Source organism: Pseudomonas sp. HMSC057H01, assembly GCF_001836405.1.
Lineage (GTDB): Bacteria > Pseudomonadota > Gammaproteobacteria > Pseudomonadales > Pseudomonadaceae > Pseudomonas > Pseudomonas aeruginosa.
On record NZ_KV828475.1, the window covers coordinates 49,607 to 72,682 of the forward strand.

Genomic DNA, 23,076 nt, shown 5'->3' on the forward strand with positions numbered 1-23,076 from the left:
GATGCTGACGTATCCCCAGATCGATCCGGTTGCGCTGGCCGTCGGCCCGCTGAAGATCCACTGGTACGGGCTGATGTACCTGATCGGGATCGGCGGCGCCTGGCTGCTGGCGTCGCGCCGGATGAAGCGCTTCGACCCGACCTGGACCAAGGAGCGCCTTTCCGACCTGGTCTTCTGGGTCGCCTGCGGCGTGATCCTCGGTGGCCGCCTGGGCTACGTGCTGTTCTACAACCTGGACGAGTACATCGCCAACCCGACGCTGATCTTCGAGGTCTGGAAAGGCGGCATGTCCTTCCATGGCGGTCTGCTCGGCGTGATGCTGGCGGTCTGGTGGTTCGGCAAGCGCCATGGCAAGAGCTTCTTCCAGCTGATGGACTTCATCGCCCCGCTGGTGCCCATCGGCCTGGGCGCCGGGCGCATCGGCAACTTCATCAACTCGGAACTGTGGGGCAAGGTCAGCGACGTGCCCTGGGCCATGGTCTTCCCCAACGGAGGCCCGCTGCCGCGGCATCCCTCGCAGCTGTACCAGTTCGCCCTGGAAGGCGTGGCGCTGTTCGTCATCCTCTGGCTGTTCACCCGCAAGCCACGGCCGACCGCCTCGGTCTCCGGCCTGTTCGTGCTGTGCTACGGGATCTTCCGCTTCGTCGTCGAGTTCGTCCGCGTGCCGGATGCCCAGCTCGGCTACCTCGCCTGGGGTTGGCTGACCATGGGCCAGGTGCTCTGCGTACCGATGGTGCTGGCCGGCATTGCCCTGATGGTCTGGGCCTACCGCCGCGACGCGGCGCAGCCGAAGGCGGCCTGAGCCGCTTTTCGTGCCCGGGGCGGATAACGTCGCAGGCGTCATCCGCTCCGGGCAGCCGGCTTTCCGCTCCAGGGCGTGCATGGCTTGCGCCGGTCGCGCCGAACTGGCGATGCCGGCCCCGTCGCCGTAGACTTGGCCATCCTTCTGTCATCCCTCGGTGGGAGCCGCCACGTCGGCGCCGCACCGATATCGATCCGAGCCTCCGATGAAACAGTACCTCGACCTGATGCGCCACGTGCGCGAGCACGGCACCTTCAAGAGCGACCGCACCGGCACCGGCACCTATAGCGTGTTCGGCCACCAGATGCGCTTCGACCTGGCCGCGGGCTTCCCCCTGGTGACCACCAAGAAGTGCCATCTCAAGTCGATCGTCCACGAGCTGCTGTGGTTCCTCAAGGGCTCCACCAATATCGCCTACCTCAAGGAGCACGGCGTCTCGATCTGGGACGAGTGGGCCGACGAGAACGGCGACCTCGGCCCGGTGTATGGCTACCAGTGGCGCTCCTGGCCGGCGCCGGACGGCCGCCACATCGACCAGATCGCCAACCTGATGGCGATGCTGAAGAAGAATCCGGACTCGCGCCGGCTGATCGTCTCCGCCTGGAACCCGGCGCTGATCGACGAGATGGCCCTGCCGCCCTGCCACGCGCTGTTCCAGTTCTACGTCGCCGACGGCAAGCTCAGCTGCCAGCTCTACCAGCGTTCGGCGGACATCTTCCTCGGCGTACCCTTCAACATCGCCAGCTACGCTTTGCTGACCCTGATGGTGGCGCAGGTCGCCGGCCTGCAGCCGGGCGAGTTCATCTGGACCGGCGGCGATTGCCACCTGTACGCCAACCACCTGGAGCAGGCCGACCTGCAGTTGACCCGCGAGCCGCTGCCGTTGCCGAGCATGAAGCTGAATCCCGAGGTGAAGGATCTGTTCGACTTCCGCTTCGAGGACTTCGAGCTGGTCGGCTACGAGGCCCATCCGCACATCAAGGCACCGGTCGCGGTCTGACCCTTCGGCGGAGCCGTCGGCTCCGCTCAACCGAACAGGCGGCGGTACCAGGGAAGCGCGCGCCAGTCCCGCAAAGCCCGCTCCGCATCTTCTGCGCGTTGCAGCGCCTGCTCCAGGGCCTGCTCCAGCGGTGCGACCGGATGGCTCATGGCGTGGCCATGGCAGAGCTGGAAGTCGTCCAGCAGGTTCGGCGGTAGCGCGAAGGCGCCTTCCAGGCGGGCCTGTTCCTCCGCCAGGTAATAGCCGTTAAGGCCGTCGAAGTGGACGAAACGGTAGCCCGCGGCGAGCAGCGGCGCTTTCCACTCGGGGTCGTGGTCGAATGGGGTTTCCGCGAGGATCAGCCAGGGGCGCCAGCGGTTCAGGTCGAGGCCGCGGAGCACCGCGCCTTCCAGCCCTTCGACATCGATCTTGAGGAAGTGGATCGGCCCTTCGACATGGGCCGCGCAGATCGCGTCCAGGGTGCTGACCATCACTTCGCGCGGAGTGGCCGTGCAGCCCTCGGCCTGGCGCTGGCGGGCTAGCTCGGGGTCCAGGGTGGAGAGACCCGAGGCGGCCATCTCGTAGAGCGTGGCGCGGCCTTCGCGCTCGCCAATGGCGAGGTTCAGGTTGAGGTCTTCCGGCCGTTCCCGCTCCAGCTCGCGGTGCAGGTGGGGCAGCGGTTCGATGTTGATGCCGCGCCAGCCGCGCTCGTAGAACGCCAGGGTGACCGAGTCGATCCGCGGGTGGTTGGCGCCGACGTCGATGTAGAACCCCCTGGGGAAGAGTTTCAGGGCCCGCCAGAGTCGGACGTCTTCCAGGTTCTGCGCGTAGGAAACGAAGGGCATGGGCCTACCTCTTGGGCGATCGTCGCCCAGTCTGTCATTCCCCGCGTCCGCTCTCCAGCAATTCGGCCAGCGCGTCGATCTGTTCCTGGCGGTCGCTGCCGCCCACCCGCCTGCCGTTCAGCGACGACCACTCCGGATGCGCGCGCGCCTTGCGCAGTGCTTCCGGCAGCTTGCCTTCGCGCCACTGCTTGTCCTCCGGGGTCTCCAGGCGGATCGCCTCGATCGCCGCGTGGCCGCGCGTTTGCAGGGCTGCCAGGAGCTGCCGTTGGCGCAGCGCAAGCAAGCGCAGCACGGCGTCGTTGACGGTCAGCTCGCGGGCGCCCTTGAGCTTGCCGAGCAGGCGCGAACCGTAGTGCCCGACGGTCTGCCAGGCGCCGCCAGCGAGGGCGCCGAGGGCGGCGGCGGCGCCAAGGGTGACGCCGCCCACCAGCAGGTCGATGCCGGCGCCGGCCGCGGCACCGGCCGCAACCCCGCCGCCGAGGCGGATACCGAGTTGGCGCAGGGTCTCCGGATTGAACAGATCGTCGCCCCAGCGGCCGTCGAGCAGCGGCAGGTCGGCGGCGCGGGCGTCGTCCCTGGCGAAGGCGTAGAGCCGCAGCAGCGCTTCCACGCAGGCCTGCTCGCGCTTGCGCACCTGCTGGTGCAGGTCGCGGGTGGCTTCCTGCACGGCGCTTTCGCCGCCGGGCACCAGGCGCCGGCAGGCGGCGACGTCGACCAGCAATTCGGCGATCAGCCGTTGCCCGGCGCGCAGGCGCGCGGCGGCCTGGGTCTCATGGTCGGCGATCAGCCGGTCGAGTTGCGGCCGGGCGCGCTCCAGCAGCAGCGCCAGGCTCTCGTAGAGGCGCCGTTCGCCGTCCAGCGGCGGCGCCACGCTGTCGAAACGCACCAGGGCGTGCAGGCCCAGGCGAGCGAGGGCGGCGCGCCACTCCTCCTCGCGATGCTGCGGGCTGGCGACGAAGTTCAGCACCGGCAGCAGCGGCCGGCCGCAGCCGGCAAGCACCGCCAGTTCGTCGCGATACTTGGCCAGCACCGGTTCGCGGGCGTCGATCACGTAGAGCCCGGCATCGGAGGCGAGCAACTGGCGGACCACCTTGGCTTCCTGTTCGAAACGCCCGCGCGCTTCGTTGCTGTCCAGCAACCGCGCCATGCGTTCCGGGCCATCGAGACGCTCGCCGGGGCGCTCCAGGGCGTCCAGGTAGTCAAGCAGGGCGATGGCGTCTTCCAGGCCGGGCGTGTCGTAGAGTTCCAGCAGCGCTTCGCCGTCCACCGACAGCCTGGCGCCCTCGACGTGGCGGGTGGTGCTGGGGCGATGGGAGACTTCGCCGAATCCGCGGTCGCGGGTCAGGGTGCGCAGCAGCGAGGTCTTGCCGGTATTGGTGTGGCCGACCACGGCCAGGATCAGCGGCTCAGTCATGGCCGGTCTCCAGCCAGGCCAGCGGCGAGGTCTCGCCGTGCGGCAGTTGCAGGCGCTCCAGGGCGGTGTGCCAGTCGCCCAGGCGGTCGCTGTCGAGCGCTTCGCCGGGCGGAGCCTGGAGCAGCCAGATGCGAGTGCTGGCGGCGCAGCGGGCGAGTTCGCCGAGCAGTGCCAGGGTGCCGCGGTCCGGCGAGCGACGCGGGTCGCAGGCGATGGCCAGGCGCGCCGGCGGGTAGCGGGTCAGTTGATCGAGCAGGCGACGGCGCTGCTGGCCGTCGTCGAGGATGCCGGCGTCGGCGACGCCTTCGGCGAGCTTCGGCGGCCAGGGCCGGCGATCGTCCAGCTCCACCGCCACCAGCACCGCTCCGGCGGCTTCCTGGCCGGACTGGCCGCCCTGCGGCTCCGGTAGCCAGTCCGGCGCCGCGTCGCTGACGCCGAGGCGTTCGCTGGCCGGCATCAAGCGTTCGCGCAGCAGGCTGTAGCCTGGGTCGTCGAGGTCCAGGTCGAGGTCGGCCAGGCCGCGTTTCCAGCGCCACAGGCAGAACAGACCGAGCAGCGCGCGCGGCAGGACCCCATAGACCAGCAGTACGCCTACCAGCCAGCCGGCCCAGGCGTGCCGTGCGGCTTCGCTGGCCAGGGCGGCGTCGCCGCTGGCGCGGATCAGCTCGGCGTCCGGCAACGGGAAGCCAAGCAACGCCGGCAGGGCGCCGAGCGCCTGGGTGAGGGCGATGAAGGTATCGCTGCCGAGAATGGTGGTTTCCCAGACGAAACCGTAGCGGCGGGTCGCCAGCAGGCCGAGGAGCATGGCCAGCGCGGTCAGCAGGCCGAGCAGCCAGAGCCCGTGGACCAGCGCGCCGAGGCCCCAGCGCGCCAGCCGGCGCCGGCCGAGCAGGACCAATAGCGCCGGCGCCAGGTGCGCGGCGCGGGCATCGCGCGCCAGCTTGCCGCTGAGCCACAGCCAGAGCCGGCCGAGCGCGCCCGCGGCCTCGCCGCCGGCGAGCAGGCCGAGGGCCCAGCCGAGCAGGGTCAGCAGGTGCAGGCCGAGGAGGCTGGCCAGCGCCCAGAACACGTTGACCGGGCGCTGGCCGTCGCCAAGCGCGGCGAAGGCCAGTCCGGCGCCGCTGGCCAGGGCCAGCACCAGCAGCAGGGCCAGCGCCAGCCGCGAACCCTGGCGCCAGGTCCGCTGGGCGTCCAGCAGGCCCTCGCGGCGGCCCAGCCAGTGGGCGCGGGTGAGAATACGGCGCGGCAGGGAACCGCCCTGGGCCAGCGCCTGGCGAAGCGCCTCGCTGTCTTCCAGCGGACCGGCCTGCTCCTCGCGCAGGCGAACGGCCTCGGTCAGCCAGAGGGCGTCGAGGCCGGGATGCGTCGTGTGACTCAAGTCACCTCCTGTGTCGATTTCCCTGCCGAGCGTGAATCGTGCCCGGCCAACGGCGTCTGATCAGCGCCAAACATAGCAAAAAGCGCCCCGGCGGCTCATGCTGGCTTGCCAGCCGGCTGGCGGCGGGGTGTGGGATTTTGACTGGCGCCGTGGCGAAAGCGTTCGGCGCCGGTAGCGAGAGGAACACTGAGATGAAGGTAGTACGCCGATACCCCCTGGCGCTGTTGCTGGGGATGGCGGGCGCGCTGGCCGACGAGTTGCCCGATGGCTCCTTGCTGCAACGCTATGGCGTGCAGGCCGACCAGTTGCCGACCCTGGCGGCGGATCCGCCGTCGCGCAAGGAGGAGAAGGAAACGCCGTCGCGCTTCCGGGTGGAGCCGGAGCAGCCCTTGGTGACCTTTGGCGTCAAGGACCACAAGGGCGTGGAACCCACCGGCAACCTGTCGATCGACGCCATGCACGAGCGCGATCGGCGGATCTGCCGGAACATCAGGCGGCAGGCGCTGGAGAAGGGCAAGGCACAGCCCTTCGACGGCTACATCGAGTGTCCATGAGGCCGGCGCCCGCGTACGAGCGCCGGTCGGGCTGCGTCAGCGCTGCTCGCGCAGGCGCACGGCGACGTCCGGCTGGTCGCTGAACAGGCCGTCGATGCCGGCGTCGAGGTAGGCCCTGATCTCGCCGGCCAGGTCGCCGCGCGACTGCGGGTTGCCGTCGGCGCTGCGGAACTCCGCCGGAAGGAAGCTGTTTTCCGCGCGGAAGGTGTAGGGATGCACCTTCAGCCCGGCGGCGTGGGCGTCGCCGACGAAGCGGGTCGGCTGGCCGAGGTTGCCGTTGGCATCGCGAGGAATCACGTAGCTCTTGTCCGGACCGACCCCGTAGGCGTAGCGCGCCACCTGGCGCAGGCCCTTGGCGGTGGCCATCTCGGCGTAGGTCAGGCTGCCGCCGCTGGCCTGCTGGTCGTAGGGCTGGCCGCTGCCGTAGAGCTGGACCAGGCGGATGCCGGTGAGGCGCTTGAGTTCCTTCAGGTTGTTCACCTCGAAGGACTGGATGAATACCGGCGCGCGCGGACCGAGGTAGCCGTTGCGGTGCAGGGTCTTCACCAGCGGGCGTTCCATGGCCAGGCCGAGGCGCTGGAAGTGGGTGCCGTGCTTGATCTCGGGGTACAGGCCGATGGTGCGTTGCTGGCTGATTTGCAGGCTTTTCACCAGGTCGATGATCTCCTGCAGGGTGGGGATCTCGAAGGTGCCGTCCAGGCGCGCATTGCCCGGGCGGATCGTGGGGATGCGCTCGATGGCGCGCAGGGTCTTCAGTTCGGCGAGGGTGAAGTCTTCGCTGAACCAGCCGGTGAGTTCCACTCCGTCGACTTTCTGCGTGCGCTTGCGGTCGGCGAATTCCGGGTGCTGGGCGACATCGGTGGTCAGGCCCAGCTCGTTGTCGTGGCGGGCGACCAGCTTGCCGTCGCGGGTCATCACCAGGTCCGGCTCGACGTAGTCGGCGCCCATCATCACCGCCAGGGCGTAGGCGCCCAGGGTGTGTTCCGGTACGTAACCGCTGGCGCCACGGTGGGCGATGACCAGAGGCGAGCGTTCGTGGCCGGCCGGGTGGCGAACGGAGGCCTGGCCCTGGGCCCAGTCGATGGCGCGTTGTACGTTGCCGGTGTCGGCGTGGGCGGCGCTGGCCAGGCCAGCGGCGAGCATCAGGCAGGCGGCGCCGAGGTGGCGGCGCAGGAAGGCTGGTTGCATGACGGGTCCTCGTCGGCGGTTCGGGAGTGTTCCAGTCCAGCAGAGTGACGCAGCCAGGTGATACTTCTTTGCCCGTTTCGCGACATTCCCGTGACAATCGCCGCCAGCGTGACGACGTCGGCGTTTTCCCGGCCAATCCAACGAAAGGGGCGGACGACCGGGGCAGGGTATAGGGTGACGGCGCTCGCATAACAATAAGAGGATCGGTGATGGCTTCCGCGCAACCTGCCTCCGCGTTTCCCTGCCTGTCGTTGCAACTGGCCTGCCTGTTGCTGGGCGCCTGGCTGGCCTTCGATGCCCACGGTGGCGGCCAGGCCGTGGCGCCGCCGGCCCGTGTCGAAGCGCGTGTGCCGACGGCCGCTACCGATGACTGGGGGCGCCAGCCGGACAGCCTGATGAGCGCCGTGCCGCCGCGTACGCTGGAGGCGAGTGTCGGCGCCCGCGGCTCGGGATCGGCGAGTTCGCGACTGTGGATCGCCGATACCGACTTCCGCCTGCACGACGACATCGGTTTCTTCATCCAGCGCATGCTGATCCGCATGGAACCGACTCGTCCCGGCGCGCCCTTGTCGCTCGACGATCCGACGGCGATGGTGGCGCGGATCCAGGCCGGTGAGATATTCGTCAGCGACGCCACCCTGGCGACCCTGCTCAACCAGGACCTCGCCGCGTCCCGCGCGGCCGTGCGCAACCTCAGGATGAGCACCCGCAAGGACGGCCAGGAAGTGCGTGGCGAGTTGTTGCGCAAGGGGCGCTGGCGGCCGCTGCGGATGCTCACCGAGATCGAGCTGAGCGGTCCGCTGGAGGTGACCCTGGTACCCCGGCGGATCTTCGTCGACGGGGTCGAGGTCACTTCGTCGCTGGCGGCGGCCTCGATCGAGATGTCCGAGGTGCTGAAGCTGAAGACCCGGCACATGGAGCTGGTCGGCAACCGCATCCGCGTCGACCTCGACGGTTTGTTCCCGCCGCCGCGCCTGGACTTCCGCGTCAGTCGCCTGGCCCTGGCCGACGGCGGCATGCAACTCGCCCTCGGCGACTCCCTGGCCGACCTGCAATGGCCGGCATTACGGGCGCCGGACAGCTACATGTTCATCGAGGGCGGCGATATCAAGATGGCGCGCACCGTGCTGGTCAAGGCCTACGCCCTGTTCACCAGCCTCAGCCCGGGGCAGCCGCTGCTGTTCAATCTCTACGACTACCGGCGGCAACTGCAGAACGGTGTGATCCGCCTGCGCGAGGACGGCATGGTGCAGATCGCCGTGTCGCCGGTGAAGGCGCCGGCGCCGCTGGAGGCACGGCTGTGAGCCGGCGTCCGTGGGGCGTGCTGCTTGGCTGGTGCCTGTTGGCGGCCAGCGCGGTCCAGGCCGAAAGCGCCATCGACCGGCAGCAGCGCGAACTGGCCCTGCTGCGCGAGGGCTGGTACCGGCAGGTCCCGCCGGCGCCGGTGCCGCTGCCCATGCGTACGGCCGGGCCGGCGGATTCCGGCCAGGATGGCGTCGGCATACTGCTGCGCAACGTGGACATGTACCTGCGCGGCAACATCGGTTTCCACGTGCCCGAGGTGAAGGGCTGGCTGGTGCCGAACCGGGCCGGCCAGCCGGTGGACTTCGATCGCCCGCAGGACATTCATTTCCAGGTGATGGAGGGCGAGGTGCTGCTCAGCCCGCGGCAACTGGCCAACCTGTTCAACGAGCACATCCTCGCCTACGACGGGACCATGTTGAAGGACTTTCGCATGAGCAGTGCGGCGGGACGCCTGGAGGTGGAGGGACGGGTGCGTCCGCTCGGCGTAGGGCCCTGGCTGCCGCTGCGGCTGGGCGGCGGCGTGGAGGTGGACGCGGCCAGCGGCGCGCTGGTCTATCGGCCCGACCAGTTGAAGGTGATCGGTCTGCCGCTGTACGGGGCGATGAGCCTGGTCGGCTTGCCGATGTCGGCGCTGGTCAGCCTCGATCGGCCGGGGGCGAGCCTGGTCGGCAGCGCCATGCGCCTGGACTACCGCAAGGTCTTCCCGCTGCTGGGCATCGATGGCCACGTACAGGAGGCCTGGCTCGACGACCAGGGGCTGCACCTGCGTTTCTCCCAGGCGCCCGGCCAGCCGTCGCCGGTGTTCAGCCCGCCGGCCGCGGCGGGCCCATCCTTCCTCTGGCTACAGTCCGGCGACCTGAAGATCTTCGAAATCCTCATCACCTACGCCCAGGTGCTGCTGAAGACCGAGACCCCGGACCAGGTGCTGACCTTCAACCTGCAGGACTACCGCAAGGTGCTGGCGACCGGCACCACCCAGGTCAACGAGGATGGCACCTTCTTCATGCAGGTGCCGCCGTATGCCAATCCCTTGTAGGCCGGGCCTGGAGTCCGCCGGCGCGAGTGTTTATCCTCGCGCCTTTGTCCTTCCACGATGAGGTAACCCCATGGCACGACCGCTGGCGATGATCGCCGCCCTTGGCGAGAACCGCGCGATCGGCATCGACAACCGCCTGCCCTGGCGCCTGCCGGCCGACCTCAAGCATTTCAAGGCGATGACCCTCGGCAAGCCGGTGATCATGGGGCGCAAGACCTGGGACTCGCTGGGTCGGCCGCTGCCGGGCCGGCTCAACCTGGTGGTCAGCCGCCAGGCCGGCCTGGCACTGGAGGGTGCGGAAGTGTTCGCCAGCCTGGACGCCGCGCTGGCGCGCGCCGAGGCGTGGGCGCAGGCGGAGGACGCCGACGAACTGATGCTGATCGGCGGCGCCCAGCTCTATGCCGAGGCCTTGCCGCGCGCCGCGCGCCTCTACCTGACCCGGGTGGGCCTGGCGCCGGAAGGCGACGCCTTTTTCCCCGAGATCGATGGCGCGGCCTGGCGCCTGGCGTCGAGCATCGAACACGCCGCGGCTGACGATGCGCCTGCCTACGCCTTCGAGGTATGGGAGCGCCGCTGACGGTTCCAGGCGGGGTCAGAGGGTGATCAGCTCCGCCTCGATCTTCTTCCCCGCCACTTCCAGCACGCCGATCCCGATCGGCAAGCTGAAGCGCCGAGGCCCGGCGCTGCCCGGGTTGAGGTAGAGCACGCCGTCGCGCTCTTCCTTCAGCGGCTTGTGCGAATGTCCGGCGACCACCACGTCGATGCCTTCGGCGGCCGGGTCGAGGTCGAGTCGCTTGAGGTCGTGCAGTACGTAGAGGGTCAGCCGGCCGATCTTCAGCAGCAGGCGCTCGGGGATGTCCGCCGCCCAGTCCTGGGTGTCGTTGTTGCCGCGCACCACCGAGAGCGGCGCCAGGCGTTCCAGCTCGGCGAGGATTTCCGGCTTGCCGATGTCGCCGGCATGGATCAACTGGTCGCAGCCGCGCAACCGTTCCAGCGCCTCGGGCCGAAGCAGGCCATGGGTGTCGGCGATCAGGCCGATGCGCAACGGGCGGCGGGACTGGGGCATGGGCGCGGGTCCGGGTTGCGGGACGGAAGAGGGTGGCCGACGGGCATGGCCATGCCGTCGATCATACCCAACCATTGGCCGGGTACGAAAACCCTTCGGCGAAAACCGCGACGCCACCCGGAGGTGGCGCCGCGCCTATCAGTGTCCGGCCTTCTGGACCGGGCTTTCCGGCAGGAACCAGTTCAGTAGCAGGGCGCAGATGCCGCCGGTGGCGACCCCGGATTCCAGCACGTTGCGCAGCGCCGCGGGCATGTGCGCGAGGAACTCCGGCACCTGCGAAACGCCCAGGCCGAGGGCCAGGGACACGGCGATGATCAGCAGGGCGCGGCGGTCCAGCTGGATGCCGGCGAGGATGTTGATGCCCGAAGCGGCCACCGCGCCGAACATCACCATCGCCGCGCCGCCCAGTACCGGTTCCGGCACCGCCTGGATGACCCCGGCGACGCTCGGGAACAGGCCGAGCAGGACCAGCATGGCGGCGATCCACAGGCCGACGTAGCGGCTGGCCACGCCGGTGAGCTGGATCACCCCGTTGTTCTGGGCGAACACCGAGCTGGGGAAGGTATTGAAGATACCGGCGAGGAACGAGTTGGCGCCGTTGACCAGCACGCCGCCCTTGATCCGCTGCATCCACAGCGGGCCTTCCACCGGTTGCTTCGACACCTTGCTGGTGGCGGTGACGTCGCCGATGGCTTCCAGGGAGGTGACCAGGTAGATCACCAGCATCGGGATGAACAGCGGCCAGGAGAAGTCCAGGCCGAAGTGCAGCGGGGTCGGTACCTGGAACAGCTCGGCCTGGTGCATGCCGGTGAAGTCCAGGCGGCCGAGGTAGCCGGCCAGCGCGTAGCCGACGGCCAGGGCGATGACGATGGCGCAACTGCGCATCCATACCACCGGGATGCGATTGAGCACCACGATGATGCCCAGCACCACGCCGGACAGCAGCAGGTTCTCGCCGTTGGCGAAGGTGCCGTTGGACATCGCCGAGAAGCCGCCGCCCATGCTGATCAGGCCGACCTTGATCAGGGTCAGGCCGATCATCAGCACGACGATGCCGGTCACCAGCGGGGTGATCAGCCGCTTGACGAACGGCAGTATGCGCGAGATGCCCATCTCGACGAAGGAGCCGGCGATGACCACGCCGAAGATCGCCGCCATCACGCTTTCCACCGGCGTGCCCTGCTTGACCATCAGCGCCCCGCCGGCGATCAGCGGGCCGACGAAGTTGAAGCTGGTGCCCTGGACGATCAACAGTCCGGCGCCGAACGGGCCGAAGCGCTTGCACTGGACGAAGGTGGCGATGCCGGAGATCACCAGCGACATCGACACGATCAGATTGGTGTCGCGCGGCGATACGCCCAGCGCCTGGCAGATCAGCAGGCCGGGGGTAACGATCGGCACGATGATCGCCAGCAGGTGCTGGAGGGCGGCGAGCAGGGCGATGGGAGCGCTGGGACGGTCGTCCAGGCCATAGACCAGGTCGTTGCGGGCGCTGGCGTCCGACGGGCTTTGCAGGGAACTCATGGTGGCGGTCCGGGGAAAAAGAGCGCGATTTTACTGGGCGAACGCGGTCTCGCCCAGGCCTGGCTGCGCCGCATGTCGGCGGATAACGCCGGTGGCGTATGCGCCCTACGGTTGGAGCGTGGGTGAGCGGTAGGGCGAATGACCGCTTGCGGTTATCCGCCATTCGGCGTGCGCACGCGCGAATGAAAAAGCCCGGCGCGGGACCGGGCTTTTTTCGTCGCGGGACGATTCAGCCGTCCAGCAGCGCCTTGTTGCGTACCGCGCCCTTGTCGGCGCTGGTGGCGAGCAGGGCGTAGGCCTTGAGCGCGGTGCTGACGCGGCGGGCACGCGGCGCGGCCGGCTTCCAGCCCTTCTTGTCCTGTTCGGCGCGGCGGGCGGCGAGTTCTTCGTCGCTGACCAGCAGGTTGATCGAGCGATTGGGAATGTCGATCAGCACCTTGTCGCCGTCCTGCACCAGGCCGATGGCGCCGCCGGCGGCGGCTTCCGGGGAGGCGTGACCGATGGACAGGCCCGAGGTGCCGCCGGAGAAGCGTCCGTCGGTGAGCAGGGCGCACTGCTTGCCCAGGCCCTTGGACTTCAGGTAGCTGGTCGGATAGAGCATTTCCTGCATGCCCGGCCCGCCCTTCGGTCCTTCGTAGCGGATGATCACGATGTCGCCGGCCTTCACCTCGTCGCCGAGGATGCCTTTCACCGCGGCGTCCTGGCTTTCGAAGATCTTCGCGCTGCCTTCGAACACGTGGATCGACTCGTCGACCCCGGCGGTCTTCACCACGCAGCCGTCGAGAGCGATGTTGCCGTAGAGCACGGCCAGCCCGCCTTCCTTGGAATAGGCATGCTCGACGCTGCGGATGCAGCCCTCGGCGCGGTCGTCGTCCAGGCTCGGCCAGCGGGTGTTCTGGCTGAACGCGGTCTGGGTCGGGATGCCCGCCGGACCGGCCTTGAAGAAGGTGTGCACGGCTTCGTCGCGGGTCTGGGTGATGTCCCACTGGGCGATGGCGTCGGCCATGCTCGGGCTGTGCACGGTGGGGACGTCGGTGTGCAGCAGGCCACCGCGGGCCAGTTCGCCGAGGATGGAGAAGATGCCGCCGGCGCGATGCACGTCTTCCATGTGGTACTTCTGGATGTTCGGCGCCACCTTGCACAGTTGTGGCACCTTGCGTGACAGGCGGTCGATGTCGCGCAGGTCGAACGGCACCTCGGCCTCCTGGGCGGCGGCCAGCAGGTGCAGGATGGTATTGGTCGAGCCGCCCATGGCGATGTCCAGGGTCATGGCGTTCTCGAAGGCCTTGAAGTTGGCGATGTTGCGCGGCAGCACGCTGTCGTCGCCTTCGCCGTAGTAGCGCTGGCAGAGTTCCACGGCCAGGCGCCCGGCGCGCAGGAACAGTTGCTCGCGGTCGGCGTGGGTGGCCAGGGTCGAGCCGTTGCCCGGCAGCGACAGGCCGAGCGCCTCGGTCAGGCAGTTCATCGAGTTGGCGGTGAACATGCCGGAGCAGGAGCCGCAGGTCGGGCAGGCGCTGCGCTCGTACTCGGCGACCTTCTCGTCGGAGCAGGAGTCGTCGGCGGCCACCACCATGGCATCGACCAGGTCCAGGCCGTGGCTGGCCAGCTTGGTCTTGCCGGCTTCCATCGGCCCGCCGGAGACGAACACTACCGGGATGTTCAGGCGCAGCGCCGCCATCAGCATGCCGGGGGTGATCTTGTCGCAGTTGGAGATGCAGACGATGGCGTCGGCGCAGTGGGCGTTGACCATGTATTCCACGGAGTCGGCGATGATCTCCCGGCTCGGCAGCGAATAGAGCATGCCGTCGTGGCCCATGGCGATGCCGTCGTCGACGGCGATGGTGTTGAATTCCTTGGCCACGCCGCCGGCCTTCTCGATCTCGCGGGCGACCAGTTGGCCGAGGTCCTTCAGGTGCACGTGGCCGGGCACGAACTGGGTGAAGGAGTTGGCGATGGCGATGATCGGCTTCTTGAAGTCTTCGTCCTTCATCCCGGTGGCGCGCCAGAGGGCGCGGGCGCCGGCCATGTTGCGGCCGTGGGTGGAGGTTTTCGAGCGGTAATCGGGCATGACGATTTCCTGCGGCTAATCAGGTTCGGGTTATGACTGTATCGTGAGCGTCGAAGGAACCGGATGCAAACGGGGAATAGCCGAGTGTACGGAGTTGGCCGGGGTCTGAATGGGGTCACCATTGGCGACGGCCTGGGCTCACTGCCCGCCGGGGGATGATTGGCGAGGAATGCCCGGATTCTAAGCCCAGAGCGGGCGAATGGGGAAGGCTGGCGGTCGGCGGAGCGGCGCGTCGCGACCCGGCTGGCGTCTTGCGCCGCCCGTCGCGCCATGAGAGGCGGTGGCCGTAGGGCGGATGAACGCAGGCGCTCATCCGCCGGGACGGGCTCAGCCGTTGGGCAGCAGCCGGCAGGTCAGGCTCTTGATGTAGCGGGTTTCCGCGATCGCCAGGTGCACCGGATGGTCGGGGCCCTGGCCGCCGCGCTCGAGCAGCTGGATGTTGCGGTCGAGATGGCGGGCGCTGCCGATCAGGATGTTCTGCAGGTCGTCCTCGGGCAGGTGCATCGAGCAGGAGGCGCTGACCAGGATGCCGTCCTTGCTCAGCAGGCGCATGGCCTGTTCGTTGAGACGGCGGTAGGCGGCCTCGCCGTTCTTCAGGTCCTTCTTGCGCTTGATGAAGGCCGGCGGGTCGGCGATCACCACGTCGAAGCGTTCGTCGGCGGCCTTCAGCTCGCGCAGGGCCTCGAACACGTCGCCCTCGACGCAGGCGACCTTCTCCGCCACGCCGTTCAGCGCCGCGTTGCGCTCGACGCCGTCGAGGGCGAAGGCGGACGCGTCCACGCACATCACTTCGCTGGCGCCGAAGGCGGCGGCCTGGATGCCCCAGCCACCGATATAGCTGAACAGGTCGAGGACCCGCTTGCCCTGCACGTAGGGCGCCAGGCGCGCGCGGTTCATGCGGTGGTCGTAGAACCAGCCGGTCTTCTGCCCGGCCAGCACCGGCGCCTCGAACTTCACGCCGTTCTCTTCCAGCGCAACCCACTCCGGCACTTCGCCGTAGGCGTTGGCCACGTAGCGCTCCAGGCCCTCGGCGTCGCGCGCGCTGGAGTCGTTCTTCCAGAGCACGGCGGCGGGCTTGAGCACCTGCAGCAGGGCAGCGAGCACCTCGTCCTTGCGCAGTTCCATGGCCGCGGACGCCAGTTGCACCACCAGCACGTCGCCGAAGCGATCGACCACCAGGCCGGGCAGCAGGTCGGAATCGCCGTAGACCAGCCGGTAGAACGGCTTGTCGAAAAGCCGCTCGCGCAGGCTGAGGGCGATGTTGATGCGATGAACCAGCAGTGATTTGTCGAGAACGTGCTTGGTATCACGGGAAATGAGGCGGCCGCAGATGAGGTTGTTCGGGCTCAGCGCGACGATGCCCAGCGGCTTGCCGTTGGCCATTTCCAGCACCGCCTGGTCGCCGGCGGCGAAGGCATTCAGCGGCGTCGCGGCGACATCCACCTCGTTGCTGTAGACCCACAGGTGGCCGGCGCGCAGGCGGCGCTCGGCGTTGGCTTTGAGACGCAAGCTGGGCAGGGTCATGGGAAAGGCTCCGGCAAAAGAGCGCGATTATAGCGCAGCGACGGGATTCGCCGCTGCGCGAACGCGGGCCGTTCAGCCGGCGAGGATTTCGATGAATCGACGGTTGAAGGCCGGGATGTCTTCGGGTTTGCGGCTGCTCACCAGCTTGCCGTCCACCGCTACCTCCTGGTCCACCCAGTGGCCGCCGGCGTTGTTGATGTCGTCCTTGAGCGACGGCCAACTGGTCAGGGTACGACCCTGCACCAGGCCGGCGGAGATCAGCAGCCAGGCGCCGTGGCAGATCACCGCCACCGGCTTGCTCGCCTGTTCGGCGCGGATCGCCAGTTCCTGGGCCTTGGCCAGGCTGCGGATCTGGTCGGAATTGATCACCCCGCCGGGCAGCAGCAGGGCGTCGTAGTCGTCCAGGCTGGCGTCTTCGAAGGTGCCGTCGACGCGGAAGGCGTCGGCTGGCTGGTGATGGTTCCAGCCGCGCACCTCGCCGGCCTTGGCGGAAAGAATCCTTACCGTGGCGCCGGCGTCTTCCAGGGCTTTTTTCGGACCGGTCAGTTCGACCTGTTCGAAACCGTCGGTCACCAGGGCGGCGACGACCTTGCCGTGCAGGGATTGGGTCATGGCGTGTCTCCCGATATCGGATGGGGGTATTCATTCCGACCCTGGCGGCTGCGGGAAAAGTTCCATGCCCGTTGCCTGGCGCCGCTTTTCCGGCAGAAGCCCGCCCCATGGCGGGGTTCTCCGGGTAAACTGCGCACACCGTCAACTTTCGCCCCCGCCCTCATGGTCCAAGAACTCACCGCCGAGCAGATCCGCCAGGCCCTGCAAGGCATCAGCGTGCCGCCGCAACCCCAGATCATGGTCGACCTGCAGATGGAGCAGGTCATGCCCAATCCGGACCTGAAGAACATCGCCAGGCTGATCAGCCAGGACCCGGGCCTTTCCGGCGCCCTCCTGAAACTGGTGAACTCGCCGTTCTTCGGCCTGGCCAACCGCATCACTTCGATCCAGCGCGCGGTGAACCTGCTGGGCAGTCGTTCGGTGATCAACCTGATCAATGCCCAGTCGATCAAGGGCGAGATGAGCGACGACACCATCGTCACCCTCAACCGTTTCTGGGACACCGCCCAGGACGTGGCCATGAGCTGCCTGAGCCTGGCCAAGCGGGTCGGCTACGAGTCGGTGGACGAAGCCTACGCCCTCGGCCTGTTCCACAACTGCGGCATTCCGCTGATGCTCAAGCGCTTCCCGCACTATATGGCGGTGCTGGAGGAGGCCTATGCCGCCGCCAGCGACAAGCGCCGGGTGGTGGACACCGAGAACCGCGTGCTGAACACCAACCATGCGGTGGTCGGCTACTACACCGCGCGTTCCTGGCGCCTGCCGGAGCACGTCTGCGAGGCGATCGCCAACCACCACAACGCGCTGTCGATCTTCGGCGACGAGTCGGCCCGCGACACCCAGCTGAAGAACCTGCTGGCGATCCTGAAGATGGCCGAGCACATCTGCGGCTCGCACCGGATTCTCGGCAACCAGCCGGAAGACCACGAGTGGAACAGCATCGGCGCGCTGGTGCTGGACTACGTCGGGCTCACCGACTACGACTTCGAGAACCTCAAGGGCTCGATTCTCGAGCTGGGCGTCGGCCAGGGCAGCTACTGACTGGCCGCGCTGCGGCGCTTCCTGCTAAGGTGCCGCGGTCAACCGGATTGCTGCCGCCATGCCCGAACTACCCGAAGTCGAAACCACCCGCCGGGGCATCGCCCCCTACCTCGAAGGCCAGCGCGTCGAGCGCGTGATCGTGCGCGAGCGGCGCCTGCGCTGGCCGATCCCCGAAGACCTGGACGTGCGCCTGTCCGGACAACGCATCGTCAGCGTCGAGCGCCGCGCCAAGTACCTGCTGCTGGGCGCCGAGGCCGGTACGCTGATCAGCCACCTGGGCATGTCCGGCAGCCTGAGGCTGGTGGAGAGCGGCACCCCGGCCAGTCGCCACGAGCACGTCGACATCGAGCTGGCCTCGGGCATGGCCCTGCGCTACACCGATCCGCGGCGCTTCGGCGCCATGCTCTGGAGCCTGGCGCCACTGGAACACGAGCTGCTGCGCAACCTCGGCCCGGAACCGCTGACCGACGCTTTCGCCGGCCAGCGTCTGTTCGAGCTGTCGCGCGGGCGGAGCATGGCGGTCAAGCCGTTCATCATGGACAACGCGGTGGTGGTCGGGGTCGGCAACATCTACGCCAGCGAAGCGCTGTTCGCCGCCGGCATCGATCCGCGCAAGCCCGCCGGGAGCATCTCCAAGGCGCGCTACCTGCGCCTGGCGGAGGAGATCAAGCGGATCCTGGCGATCGCCATCGAGCGCGGCGGCACCACCCTGCGCGATTTCGTCGGCGGCGACGGCCAGCCCGGTTACTTCCAGCAGGAATTGTTCGTCTATGGCCGTGGCGGGGAGTTCTGCAAGGTCTGCGGCAGCACCCTGCGCGAGATCCGCCTAGGCCAGCGCGCCAGCGTGTACTGCCCGCGCTGCCAACGCTGAAGCGCCGCGCCGCGCATACTCTACCGCCACAAGAAGGGCCGCCACGGTGAGCGGCCTGCCATAAGAAAGGTGCACGATGTCCGGCAATTACCTGCCTCGCAACACCCTGGTCGAGTCGCTCGGCCATGCCATGCTGAAACTCTCCGGCTGGAAGATCGAGGGCCAATTGCCCGCGCTCGACAAGTTCGTGGTGATCGGCGCCCACCACACCTCGAACTGGGACTTCGTGGCCTTCCTCGCCGCCAAGTTCGTCCTGCGCCTGAACGCCCGCTGGTTCGGCAAGCACACCCTGTTCAAGGGCCCGCTGGGCGGCCTGATGCGGCGCTGGGGTGGCATCCCGATCCAGCGCCACCTGAAGCTGAATACCGTGGACCAGGCGATCCAGGCCTTCCGCGAGCACCGTGAGTTCATGCTGATCATCGCTCCGGAAGGCACGCGCAAGAAGGTCGACCGCTGGCGCATGGGCTTCTACCACATCGCCCGTGGCGCCGGCGTACCGGTGGTGCCGGCGGCGCTGGACTACGAAAACCGGCGGATCGTCATCGGCGAACCCTTCTGGCCGACCGGCAACGAGGACGCCGACCTGTGCAGCCTGATCGGCTTCTACCGGCCGTTCATCCCGAAAAAGCCGCACTACGCATTCCTCGGCGATTGAAGGCGGTCACGCTGGCACTACCCGCAGCGCTGTTATAGTTAGGCGATATCTGCCCAACCAAAAACCAGAAAGGACCGCCTCCATGAACCTGTTTCGCACCACCGCGCTCGTGCTGGCGCTGACCACCGGGCTCTCGTCCATGCCCGCGCTGGCGGATGCCGTGCAGGAAAACGCCAGCGGCGACCCGATGTACACCGTCGAAGCGCCCCCCGCGTACGCCATGATCGGCGATCTGCTCATCGCCCGTCCCTTCCTGATCGCCGCCACGGCCGTCGGGGCGGTGGCCTTCGTGGTCAGCCTGCCGTTCACCGCGGCCAGCGGCAGCGTCGGCAAGGCCGGCCAGGCGCTGGTGGTCGATCCGGGCAAGGAAGCCTTCGTCCGTTGCCTGGGCTGCACCACCAGCGGCTATAACCACGACGAAAGCTGAGTTTCCAACGGAATGAAAAAAAGCCGGTCATCGACCGGCTTTTTGTTTTCTCGATGCATTGCAGGGGGCACGGAGATTGGGCTAAGTCTTTTCTTCCGCCACGGCAGGCGGCAGCTATAGCGCCGCATCGGCCGATGACAGATGTTCCGCACGGACCGTTCGCGGCACTTGATCGGACTCTCCGATGGTGACAGTGTCCTGCTGACCAGCAAGGTCACAAGGTCGACCAGGGGTGGCCGACCGACTCAACCAAGATAAGGATTTCGCGTATGTTCAGTCAGTGGGTGTTCCTGTCCGTCCTTGCTCTTGCCGTACCCTCGTTCGCCTGGGCGGAGGATGCGGTGTCCGACCTCGCCAAGGAGCAGTCCAAGGCCGAGCAGGGCGACAAGCGCGGCGATGAACTGTTCGCCGAATTCACCCGCCTCCGCCAGGCCGCCGAGACGGGGGAGCCGCAGGCTCTGTTCGATTTCGGCGCCTACTTCTACCAGCAACAGAACTACGCCAGCGCGCGCGAATGGTGGGGCAAGGCGGCCGCTGCGGGGATGGTCCGCGCGCAGATCCAACTGGCCATGCTCTATCGCGATGGTGACGGCGGGCCACAGGACAAGACCGAGGCGGCACGCTGGTTCCGGAAGGCCGCGGAGCAGGGGGATGCCGCCGCCCAGAATGAAATGGGCGTTCTCTACTGGAGAGGCGAAGGGGTCGACCAGGACCGGGTGAAGGCCGGGACCTGGTTCGAACGTGCGGCGGCCAGCGGTAGCGAAGACGCCGAAACCAATCTGGGATGGTTCTACCTGGACGACTCGCAAGGCGTCTATTCCGCCACTTCAGACGAGGAAGCCGCCCTGCTGGACCGTTATGCCGGCAGCCGGGAAAAGGCCTTCCAGTGGTTCTGCAAGGCTGCGACCCAGGGAGATGCCCGTGCCCAGTTCAAGGTGGGCGAGGCCTACTGGAACGGTTCCGGTGCCGGGATGAACAAGCTGCAAGCACGGCTCTGGCTGGAAAAGGCCGCACAGCAGCAGGATGCGGATGCCATCGCCTGGCTGGAGAGCGCCGCGAACGCAGCCTGGTACACCCGTTTGGAAAACTGGATTCACGCTGCGCTGGATGGAGAGCTGTCCGGCGTCGCCGACTGCTCCGGTGTCGCCGATCGCCGGCACTCCGGCCGAGGCATGGAGGGCGCCTCGTCTGAACCGGAGGCGGTGGAAGCCAGTGCGGAGGATGCGCAACAGGCGGCTGAAGCGGCGAGCCAGTGAGGCCCGCCGCCTGGATTGCCAGCCGGACTCGTCGGCGAGACGTCTACGCGTGGGCCGGGGCGCCCTGTCGGTCGAGGAGGACCCGGCCGGTCATCGATCGGCTTTTTCTTGTTCAGGGGGTGTAGCGGTATTTCGTTTCCACGTCCTGGCGCTTCCGCGCCAGCGTGGCGCCGTCCAATGCGCCGTTGTCGGCCAGCCGTTGCAGTTCGTCGAAGTCGCGCTGGCGCAGCTTCTCCAGGTGCACCCGGGTCGCGGTGTAGTTGATGCGCTGGGATGCGTCGTAGCCGCTCACCGGGTCCCAGAGGATCGACAGCGGCCAGAACAGCAGGTTGACCACCCCGAGTCCGTAGGAACGGCCGTAGAAGGAGCCGCCGCCGGGGAGCAGGCCGAGGGCCGCGCCGGTGCCGGGGGATTTCTCGATGACCGCCAGGTTGCGGGCTTCGTAATACTCAAGTTCGGCCGTCTGCTGCGAGTTGAGGCCGCTGGCGCAACCGCTGGCGAGGGCGAGGGTGGAGGCGATCAGGAGGGGACGAAACAGCGACATCGGGTTTCCTTGCTTTTGATTATCCAGTATCCGTGTGAGCCGCCTGCGCGGCGGCGCGCAAGCTAGCATGGATGGATGTCAAAAGGCCATCATCGATCGCTGGTATCCGCGTTTTTGAGCGCTGTCTCTCGTTTCGCCGCTCTCCTGGGGTTCAGTGCGCCTGGGGCTGTGCCTGCATCTCCGGGGAAAACGCCGAATAACCGATCCCGCGCGGGTCGCTGGCGGCGTCGACGCGGCCGCTGCGCTTGTCCCAGTAGAGCACCTGCTGGTTGCCGTAGCTGCGCTCCAGGCGTTTGAGCTGATAGCCGCGCCGGCGCAGTTCGGCGGCCTCGGCATCGCTGAAGGCGCGCGGTTCGTACTCGACGACGTCCGGCTTGTACTGGTGGTGGTAGCGCGGCGCGGCGACCCATTGGCCGACCGGGCGGCCGTCGAAGTACTGCAGCATGGAGATCAGCACCATGCTCGGGATACGGCTGCCGCCAGGGGTGCCGAAGGCGGCGAAGTCGGTCGGGCTTTCCAGGAAGCTCGGGCTCATGCTCGACAGCGGGCGCTTGCCGGCCGCCACCGCGTTCGCCTGGCTGCCGGCCAGGCCGTAGCTGTTGGCGCCCTGGGTGTCGGCGGCGAAATCGTCCATCTCGTTGTTCAGCACCACGCCGGTACCGGGAACGGTGAAGGCGGCGCCGAACGGCAGGTTCACCGAGAGGGTGGCGGCCACCGCGTTGCCCTGGGCATCGATCACCGCGAAGTGGGTGGTGTGGTCGCCTTCGCGCCAGGCCGGCGCTTCCGGCAGCGCCGAGCTGGGCGTGGCGCGGCGCGGGTCGATGCCGGCGGCAAGGCGCTTCAGGTAGTCCGGCGCCAGCAAGCTGGGCAGCGGGTTGGCGACGAAGTCCGGGTCGCCGAGCAGGCCTCGATCGCGGTAGGCACGGCGCAGGACCTCCAGCACGTAATGGGCGCGCTGTACCGGCTCGGCCTTCTGCCACGGCAGCTGTTCCAGCATCTGCAGGCTCTGCGCCAGGGCCACGCCGCCGGCCGAGGGCGGCGGTGCGCTGATCAGTTCGCGGCCGTTGGCCAGCTTCACCTCCAGCGGGCGGCGTTCGATCACCCGGTAGTCGCGCAGGTCGGCCGCGCTCCAGATGCCGCCGCCGGCGCGGACCCCGGTGAGCAGCTTGTCCGCTGTCTCGCCTTCGTAGAAGCCGATCCGCCCGTAGCGCCCGAGGCGTTCCAGGGTACGTGCCAACTGCGGTTGGCGGAGCAGGTTCCATTCGTCGGGGATTCCGCCCTTGTCGAGGAAGATCCGCGCGGTTTCCGGGTCCTTGCGCATCGCTTCCAGGCGCATGGCGACGCGGTCGCGGTAGACCCGGTCGACGGATACGCCATCCACCGCCAGGCGGATCGCCGGCACCAGATTGTCGGCCAGGGGCTTGCGTCCGTAGCGGCCGCTCAATTCGACCAGCGCCGCCGGCAGGCCGGGGATCGCCGCCGCCAGCGGGCCGTCGACGGACAGCCTGGGGTCGACCTTGCCGTTGCGCCGGTACATGTCGGCGTAGGCGGCCTTCGGCGCGCGCTCGCGGGCGTCGAGGAAGCGATAGGTCGGCTGCGCGCCGGCCTGGCGCAGAAGGAAGAATCCACCGCCGCCGAGTCCCGAGCCGTAAGGCTCGGCTACCGCCAGGGCAGCGGCGATGGCCGCCGCGGCGTCGAAGGCGTTGCCGCCATTGGCCAGGGTTTCCAGGCCGGCGACGGTCGCGGCCGGATGTGGCGTGGCGACGGCGGCCTGCTGCGGTGCGTGGGCGTCGCCGCGAAAGCTGTCGGCATGCGCCGCGAGGCTGAGCAGGGACAGGCCGCAGGCGGCGACCAGGGTACGGACGGGCAGGTTCAGGAAGGACATGGCGGCTCACTGTTCAGCGGCGTTCGCGGGACGGGACCGTGAACGCCTCAGACTGGATTGCCAAGGATAGCCAAAAGCGCGTCGGACGGGGCGCGAACCGTC

Annotated in this window: 22 protein-coding genes; 11 read left to right on the forward strand and 11 right to left on the reverse strand. The window is 68.3% G+C overall.

What is annotated here, in order from left to right; all coding sequences use genetic code 11:
- Nucleotide 1: 1 nt before the first annotated feature.
- Both lgt and HMPREF2581_RS15670 read left to right on the forward strand, forming a co-directional pair.
- Nucleotides 2-802 carry a prolipoprotein diacylglyceryl transferase gene (gene lgt, locus HMPREF2581_RS15665; RefSeq protein ID WP_003084409.1) on the forward strand — a complete coding sequence of 267 codons (801 nt, stop codon included), beginning with the start codon at nt 2-4 and terminating at the stop codon, nt 800-802.
- 205 nt (nt 803-1,007) lie between these two features.
- Nucleotides 1,008-1,802: a thymidylate synthase gene (locus tag HMPREF2581_RS15670; RefSeq protein ID WP_003110588.1), complete on the forward strand. Its 795-nt coding sequence runs from the start codon at nt 1,008-1,010 to the stop codon at nt 1,800-1,802.
- Nucleotides 1,803-1,828: 26 nt separating this feature from the next.
- On the opposite strand, the gene HMPREF2581_RS15675 is transcribed toward HMPREF2581_RS15670, so the two are convergent.
- The 3 genes from HMPREF2581_RS15675 to HMPREF2581_RS15685 are packed head-to-tail and all read right to left on the reverse strand — an operon-like array spanning nt 1,829 to nt 5,418.
- The gene (locus HMPREF2581_RS15675; protein WP_003084414.1) at nt 1,829-2,626 is read right to left on the reverse strand and encodes an FkbM family methyltransferase; all 798 of its coding nucleotides are present in this window, start codon (nt 2,624-2,626) and stop codon (nt 1,829-1,831) included.
- A gap of 34 nt (nt 2,627-2,660) precedes the next feature.
- Complete coding sequence (locus tag HMPREF2581_RS15680; protein ID WP_004365006.1) at nt 2,661-4,040, reverse strand: GTPase/DUF3482 domain-containing protein; 1,380 nt, start codon at nt 4,038-4,040, stop codon at nt 2,661-2,663.
- A complete protein-coding gene (locus HMPREF2581_RS15685) occupies nt 4,033-5,418 on the reverse strand; it encodes a DUF2868 domain-containing protein (protein WP_004365009.1) in 1,386 nt (461 codons plus the stop codon). Before HMPREF2581_RS15685 ends, HMPREF2581_RS15680 begins: the two co-directional genes overlap by 8 nt.
- Nucleotides 5,419-5,609: 191 nt before the next feature.
- Between HMPREF2581_RS15685 and HMPREF2581_RS15690 the strand changes: the two genes are divergently transcribed.
- Nucleotides 5,610-5,972 carry a hypothetical protein gene (locus HMPREF2581_RS15690; RefSeq protein ID WP_004365011.1) on the forward strand — a complete coding sequence of 121 codons (363 nt, stop codon included), beginning with the start codon at nt 5,610-5,612 and terminating at the stop codon, nt 5,970-5,972.
- 36 nt (nt 5,973-6,008) lie between these two features.
- Here the strand turns inward: HMPREF2581_RS15690 and HMPREF2581_RS15695 are convergent, their stop codons facing one another.
- The gene (locus HMPREF2581_RS15695; protein ID WP_003110415.1) at nt 6,009-7,160 is read right to left on the reverse strand and encodes a glycerophosphodiester phosphodiesterase; all 1,152 of its coding nucleotides are present in this window, start codon (nt 7,158-7,160) and stop codon (nt 6,009-6,011) included.
- A 209-nt stretch (nt 7,161-7,369) separates the two neighbouring features.
- Between HMPREF2581_RS15695 and HMPREF2581_RS15700 the strand changes: the two genes are divergently transcribed.
- From HMPREF2581_RS15700 to HMPREF2581_RS15710, 3 genes are all read left to right on the forward strand, one after another.
- Entirely contained in the window at nt 7,370-8,464 is a 1,095-nt protein-coding gene (locus HMPREF2581_RS15700) for a hypothetical protein (protein ID WP_003110414.1), read from the forward strand.
- A complete protein-coding gene (locus HMPREF2581_RS15705) occupies nt 8,461-9,501 on the forward strand; it encodes a hypothetical protein (protein ID WP_004365014.1) in 1,041 nt (346 codons plus the stop codon). The genes HMPREF2581_RS15700 and HMPREF2581_RS15705 overlap by 4 nt, the downstream gene beginning before the upstream one ends.
- A 70-nt stretch (nt 9,502-9,571) precedes the next feature.
- Nucleotides 9,572-10,078, forward strand: a complete 507-nt coding sequence (locus tag HMPREF2581_RS15710; protein ID WP_003084430.1) for a dihydrofolate reductase — start codon at nt 9,572-9,574, stop codon at nt 10,076-10,078.
- 15 nt (nt 10,079-10,093) lie between these two features.
- Here HMPREF2581_RS15710 and HMPREF2581_RS15715 read toward each other — a convergent pair whose 3' ends face one another.
- From HMPREF2581_RS15715 to pfpI, 5 genes are all read right to left on the reverse strand, one after another.
- Nucleotides 10,094-10,567 (reverse strand): metallophosphoesterase family protein, encoded by a 474-nt coding sequence (locus tag HMPREF2581_RS15715; RefSeq protein ID WP_003102894.1) that lies wholly within the window; start codon nt 10,565-10,567, stop codon nt 10,094-10,096.
- Between the two features lie 138 nt (nt 10,568-10,705).
- Nucleotides 10,706-12,091, reverse strand: coding sequence for a nucleobase:cation symporter-2 family protein (locus tag HMPREF2581_RS15720; RefSeq protein ID WP_003102887.1), 1,386 nt, complete (start codon nt 12,089-12,091; stop codon nt 10,706-10,708).
- A gap of 229 nt (nt 12,092-12,320) precedes the next feature.
- Entirely contained in the window at nt 12,321-14,159 is a 1,839-nt protein-coding gene (gene ilvD / locus HMPREF2581_RS15725) for a dihydroxy-acid dehydratase (protein ID WP_003084436.1), read from the reverse strand.
- A gap of 327 nt (nt 14,160-14,486) precedes the next feature.
- Nucleotides 14,487-15,683, reverse strand: a complete 1,197-nt coding sequence (locus tag HMPREF2581_RS15730) for a class I SAM-dependent rRNA methyltransferase (protein ID WP_003084438.1) — start codon at nt 15,681-15,683, stop codon at nt 14,487-14,489.
- Nucleotides 15,684-15,755: 72 nt separating this feature from the next.
- A complete protein-coding gene (pfpI, locus tag HMPREF2581_RS15735) occupies nt 15,756-16,295 on the reverse strand; it encodes a protease PfpI (protein ID WP_004365019.1) in 540 nt (179 codons plus the stop codon).
- Nucleotides 16,296-16,511: 216 nt separating this feature from the next.
- Between pfpI and HMPREF2581_RS15740 the strand changes: the two genes are divergently transcribed.
- The 5 genes from HMPREF2581_RS15740 (at nt 16,512) to HMPREF2581_RS15760 (ending at nt 20,545) form a co-directional block, all read left to right on the forward strand.
- Nucleotides 16,512-17,336 carry an HDOD domain-containing protein gene (locus HMPREF2581_RS15740; protein ID WP_004365020.1) on the forward strand — a complete coding sequence of 275 codons (825 nt, stop codon included), beginning with the start codon at nt 16,512-16,514 and terminating at the stop codon, nt 17,334-17,336.
- 58 nt (nt 17,337-17,394) lie between these two features.
- Nucleotides 17,395-18,207, forward strand: coding sequence for a bifunctional DNA-formamidopyrimidine glycosylase/DNA-(apurinic or apyrimidinic site) lyase (gene mutM / locus HMPREF2581_RS15745; RefSeq protein ID WP_003102876.1), 813 nt, complete (start codon nt 17,395-17,397; stop codon nt 18,205-18,207).
- A gap of 76 nt (nt 18,208-18,283) precedes the next feature.
- A complete protein-coding gene (locus tag HMPREF2581_RS15750; protein ID WP_004365021.1) occupies nt 18,284-18,862 on the forward strand; it encodes a lysophospholipid acyltransferase family protein in 579 nt (192 codons plus the stop codon).
- Between the two features lie 82 nt (nt 18,863-18,944).
- Nucleotides 18,945-19,289, forward strand: coding sequence for a hypothetical protein (locus tag HMPREF2581_RS15755; protein WP_003084452.1), 345 nt, complete (start codon nt 18,945-18,947; stop codon nt 19,287-19,289).
- 269 nt (nt 19,290-19,558) lie between these two features.
- Nucleotides 19,559-20,545, forward strand: a complete 987-nt coding sequence (locus tag HMPREF2581_RS15760; protein ID WP_003110409.1) for a tetratricopeptide repeat protein — start codon at nt 19,559-19,561, stop codon at nt 20,543-20,545.
- Nucleotides 20,546-20,657: 112 nt separating this feature from the next.
- Here the strand turns inward: HMPREF2581_RS15760 and HMPREF2581_RS15765 are convergent, their stop codons facing one another.
- On the reverse strand, nt 20,658-21,089 hold the full coding sequence (locus HMPREF2581_RS15765) for a hypothetical protein (RefSeq protein ID WP_003084454.1): 432 nt from the start codon (nt 21,087-21,089) through the stop codon (nt 20,658-20,660).
- Nucleotides 21,090-21,240: 151 nt separating this feature from the next.
- The gene (ggt, locus tag HMPREF2581_RS15770; protein WP_004365022.1) at nt 21,241-22,974 is read right to left on the reverse strand and encodes a gamma-glutamyltransferase; all 1,734 of its coding nucleotides are present in this window, start codon (nt 22,972-22,974) and stop codon (nt 21,241-21,243) included.
- Between the last annotated feature and the right edge of the window lie 102 nt (nt 22,975-23,076).

Excerpts from the sequence above, each read along its gene's own strand:
- mutM (WP_003102876.1), top strand. The coding sequence starts at position 17,395 with ATGCCCGAACTACCCGAAGTCGAAACCACCCGCCGGGGCATCGCCCCC.
- HMPREF2581_RS15750 (WP_004365021.1), top strand. The coding sequence starts at position 18,284 with ATGTCCGGCAATTACCTGCCTCGCAACACCCTGGTCGAGTCGCTCGGC.
- HMPREF2581_RS15700 (WP_003110414.1), top strand. The coding sequence starts at position 7,370 with ATGGCTTCCGCGCAACCTGCCTCCGCGTTTCCCTGCCTGTCGTTGCAA.
- HMPREF2581_RS15670 (WP_003110588.1), top strand. The coding sequence starts at position 1,008 with ATGAAACAGTACCTCGACCTGATGCGCCACGTGCGCGAGCACGGCACC.
- HMPREF2581_RS15760 (WP_003110409.1), top strand. The coding sequence starts at position 19,559 with ATGTTCAGTCAGTGGGTGTTCCTGTCCGTCCTTGCTCTTGCCGTACCC.
- HMPREF2581_RS15715 (WP_003102894.1), bottom strand. The coding sequence starts at position 10,567 with ATGCCCCAGTCCCGCCGCCCGTTGCGCATCGGCCTGATCGCCGACACC.
- HMPREF2581_RS15765 (WP_003084454.1), bottom strand. The coding sequence starts at position 21,089 with ATGTCGCTGTTTCGTCCCCTCCTGATCGCCTCCACCCTCGCCCTCGCC.
- ggt (WP_004365022.1), bottom strand. The coding sequence starts at position 22,974 with ATGTCCTTCCTGAACCTGCCCGTCCGTACCCTGGTCGCCGCCTGCGGC.
- HMPREF2581_RS15690 (WP_004365011.1), top strand. The coding sequence starts at position 5,610 with ATGAAGGTAGTACGCCGATACCCCCTGGCGCTGTTGCTGGGGATGGCG.
- ilvD (WP_003084436.1), bottom strand. The coding sequence starts at position 14,159 with ATGCCCGATTACCGCTCGAAAACCTCCACCCACGGCCGCAACATGGCC.
- HMPREF2581_RS15720 (WP_003102887.1), bottom strand. The coding sequence starts at position 12,091 with ATGAGTTCCCTGCAAAGCCCGTCGGACGCCAGCGCCCGCAACGACCTG.
- HMPREF2581_RS15675 (WP_003084414.1), bottom strand. The coding sequence starts at position 2,626 with ATGCCCTTCGTTTCCTACGCGCAGAACCTGGAAGACGTCCGACTCTGG.
- HMPREF2581_RS15755 (WP_003084452.1), top strand. The coding sequence starts at position 18,945 with ATGAACCTGTTTCGCACCACCGCGCTCGTGCTGGCGCTGACCACCGGG.
- pfpI (WP_004365019.1), bottom strand. The coding sequence starts at position 16,295 with ATGACCCAATCCCTGCACGGCAAGGTCGTCGCCGCCCTGGTGACCGAC.
- HMPREF2581_RS15680 (WP_004365006.1), bottom strand. The coding sequence starts at position 4,040 with ATGACTGAGCCGCTGATCCTGGCCGTGGTCGGCCACACCAATACCGGC.
- lgt (WP_003084409.1), top strand. The coding sequence starts at position 2 with ATGCTGACGTATCCCCAGATCGATCCGGTTGCGCTGGCCGTCGGCCCG.
- HMPREF2581_RS15695 (WP_003110415.1), bottom strand. The coding sequence starts at position 7,160 with ATGCAACCAGCCTTCCTGCGCCGCCACCTCGGCGCCGCCTGCCTGATG.
- HMPREF2581_RS15730 (WP_003084438.1), bottom strand. The coding sequence starts at position 15,683 with ATGACCCTGCCCAGCTTGCGTCTCAAAGCCAACGCCGAGCGCCGCCTG.
- HMPREF2581_RS15710 (WP_003084430.1), top strand. The coding sequence starts at position 9,572 with ATGGCACGACCGCTGGCGATGATCGCCGCCCTTGGCGAGAACCGCGCG.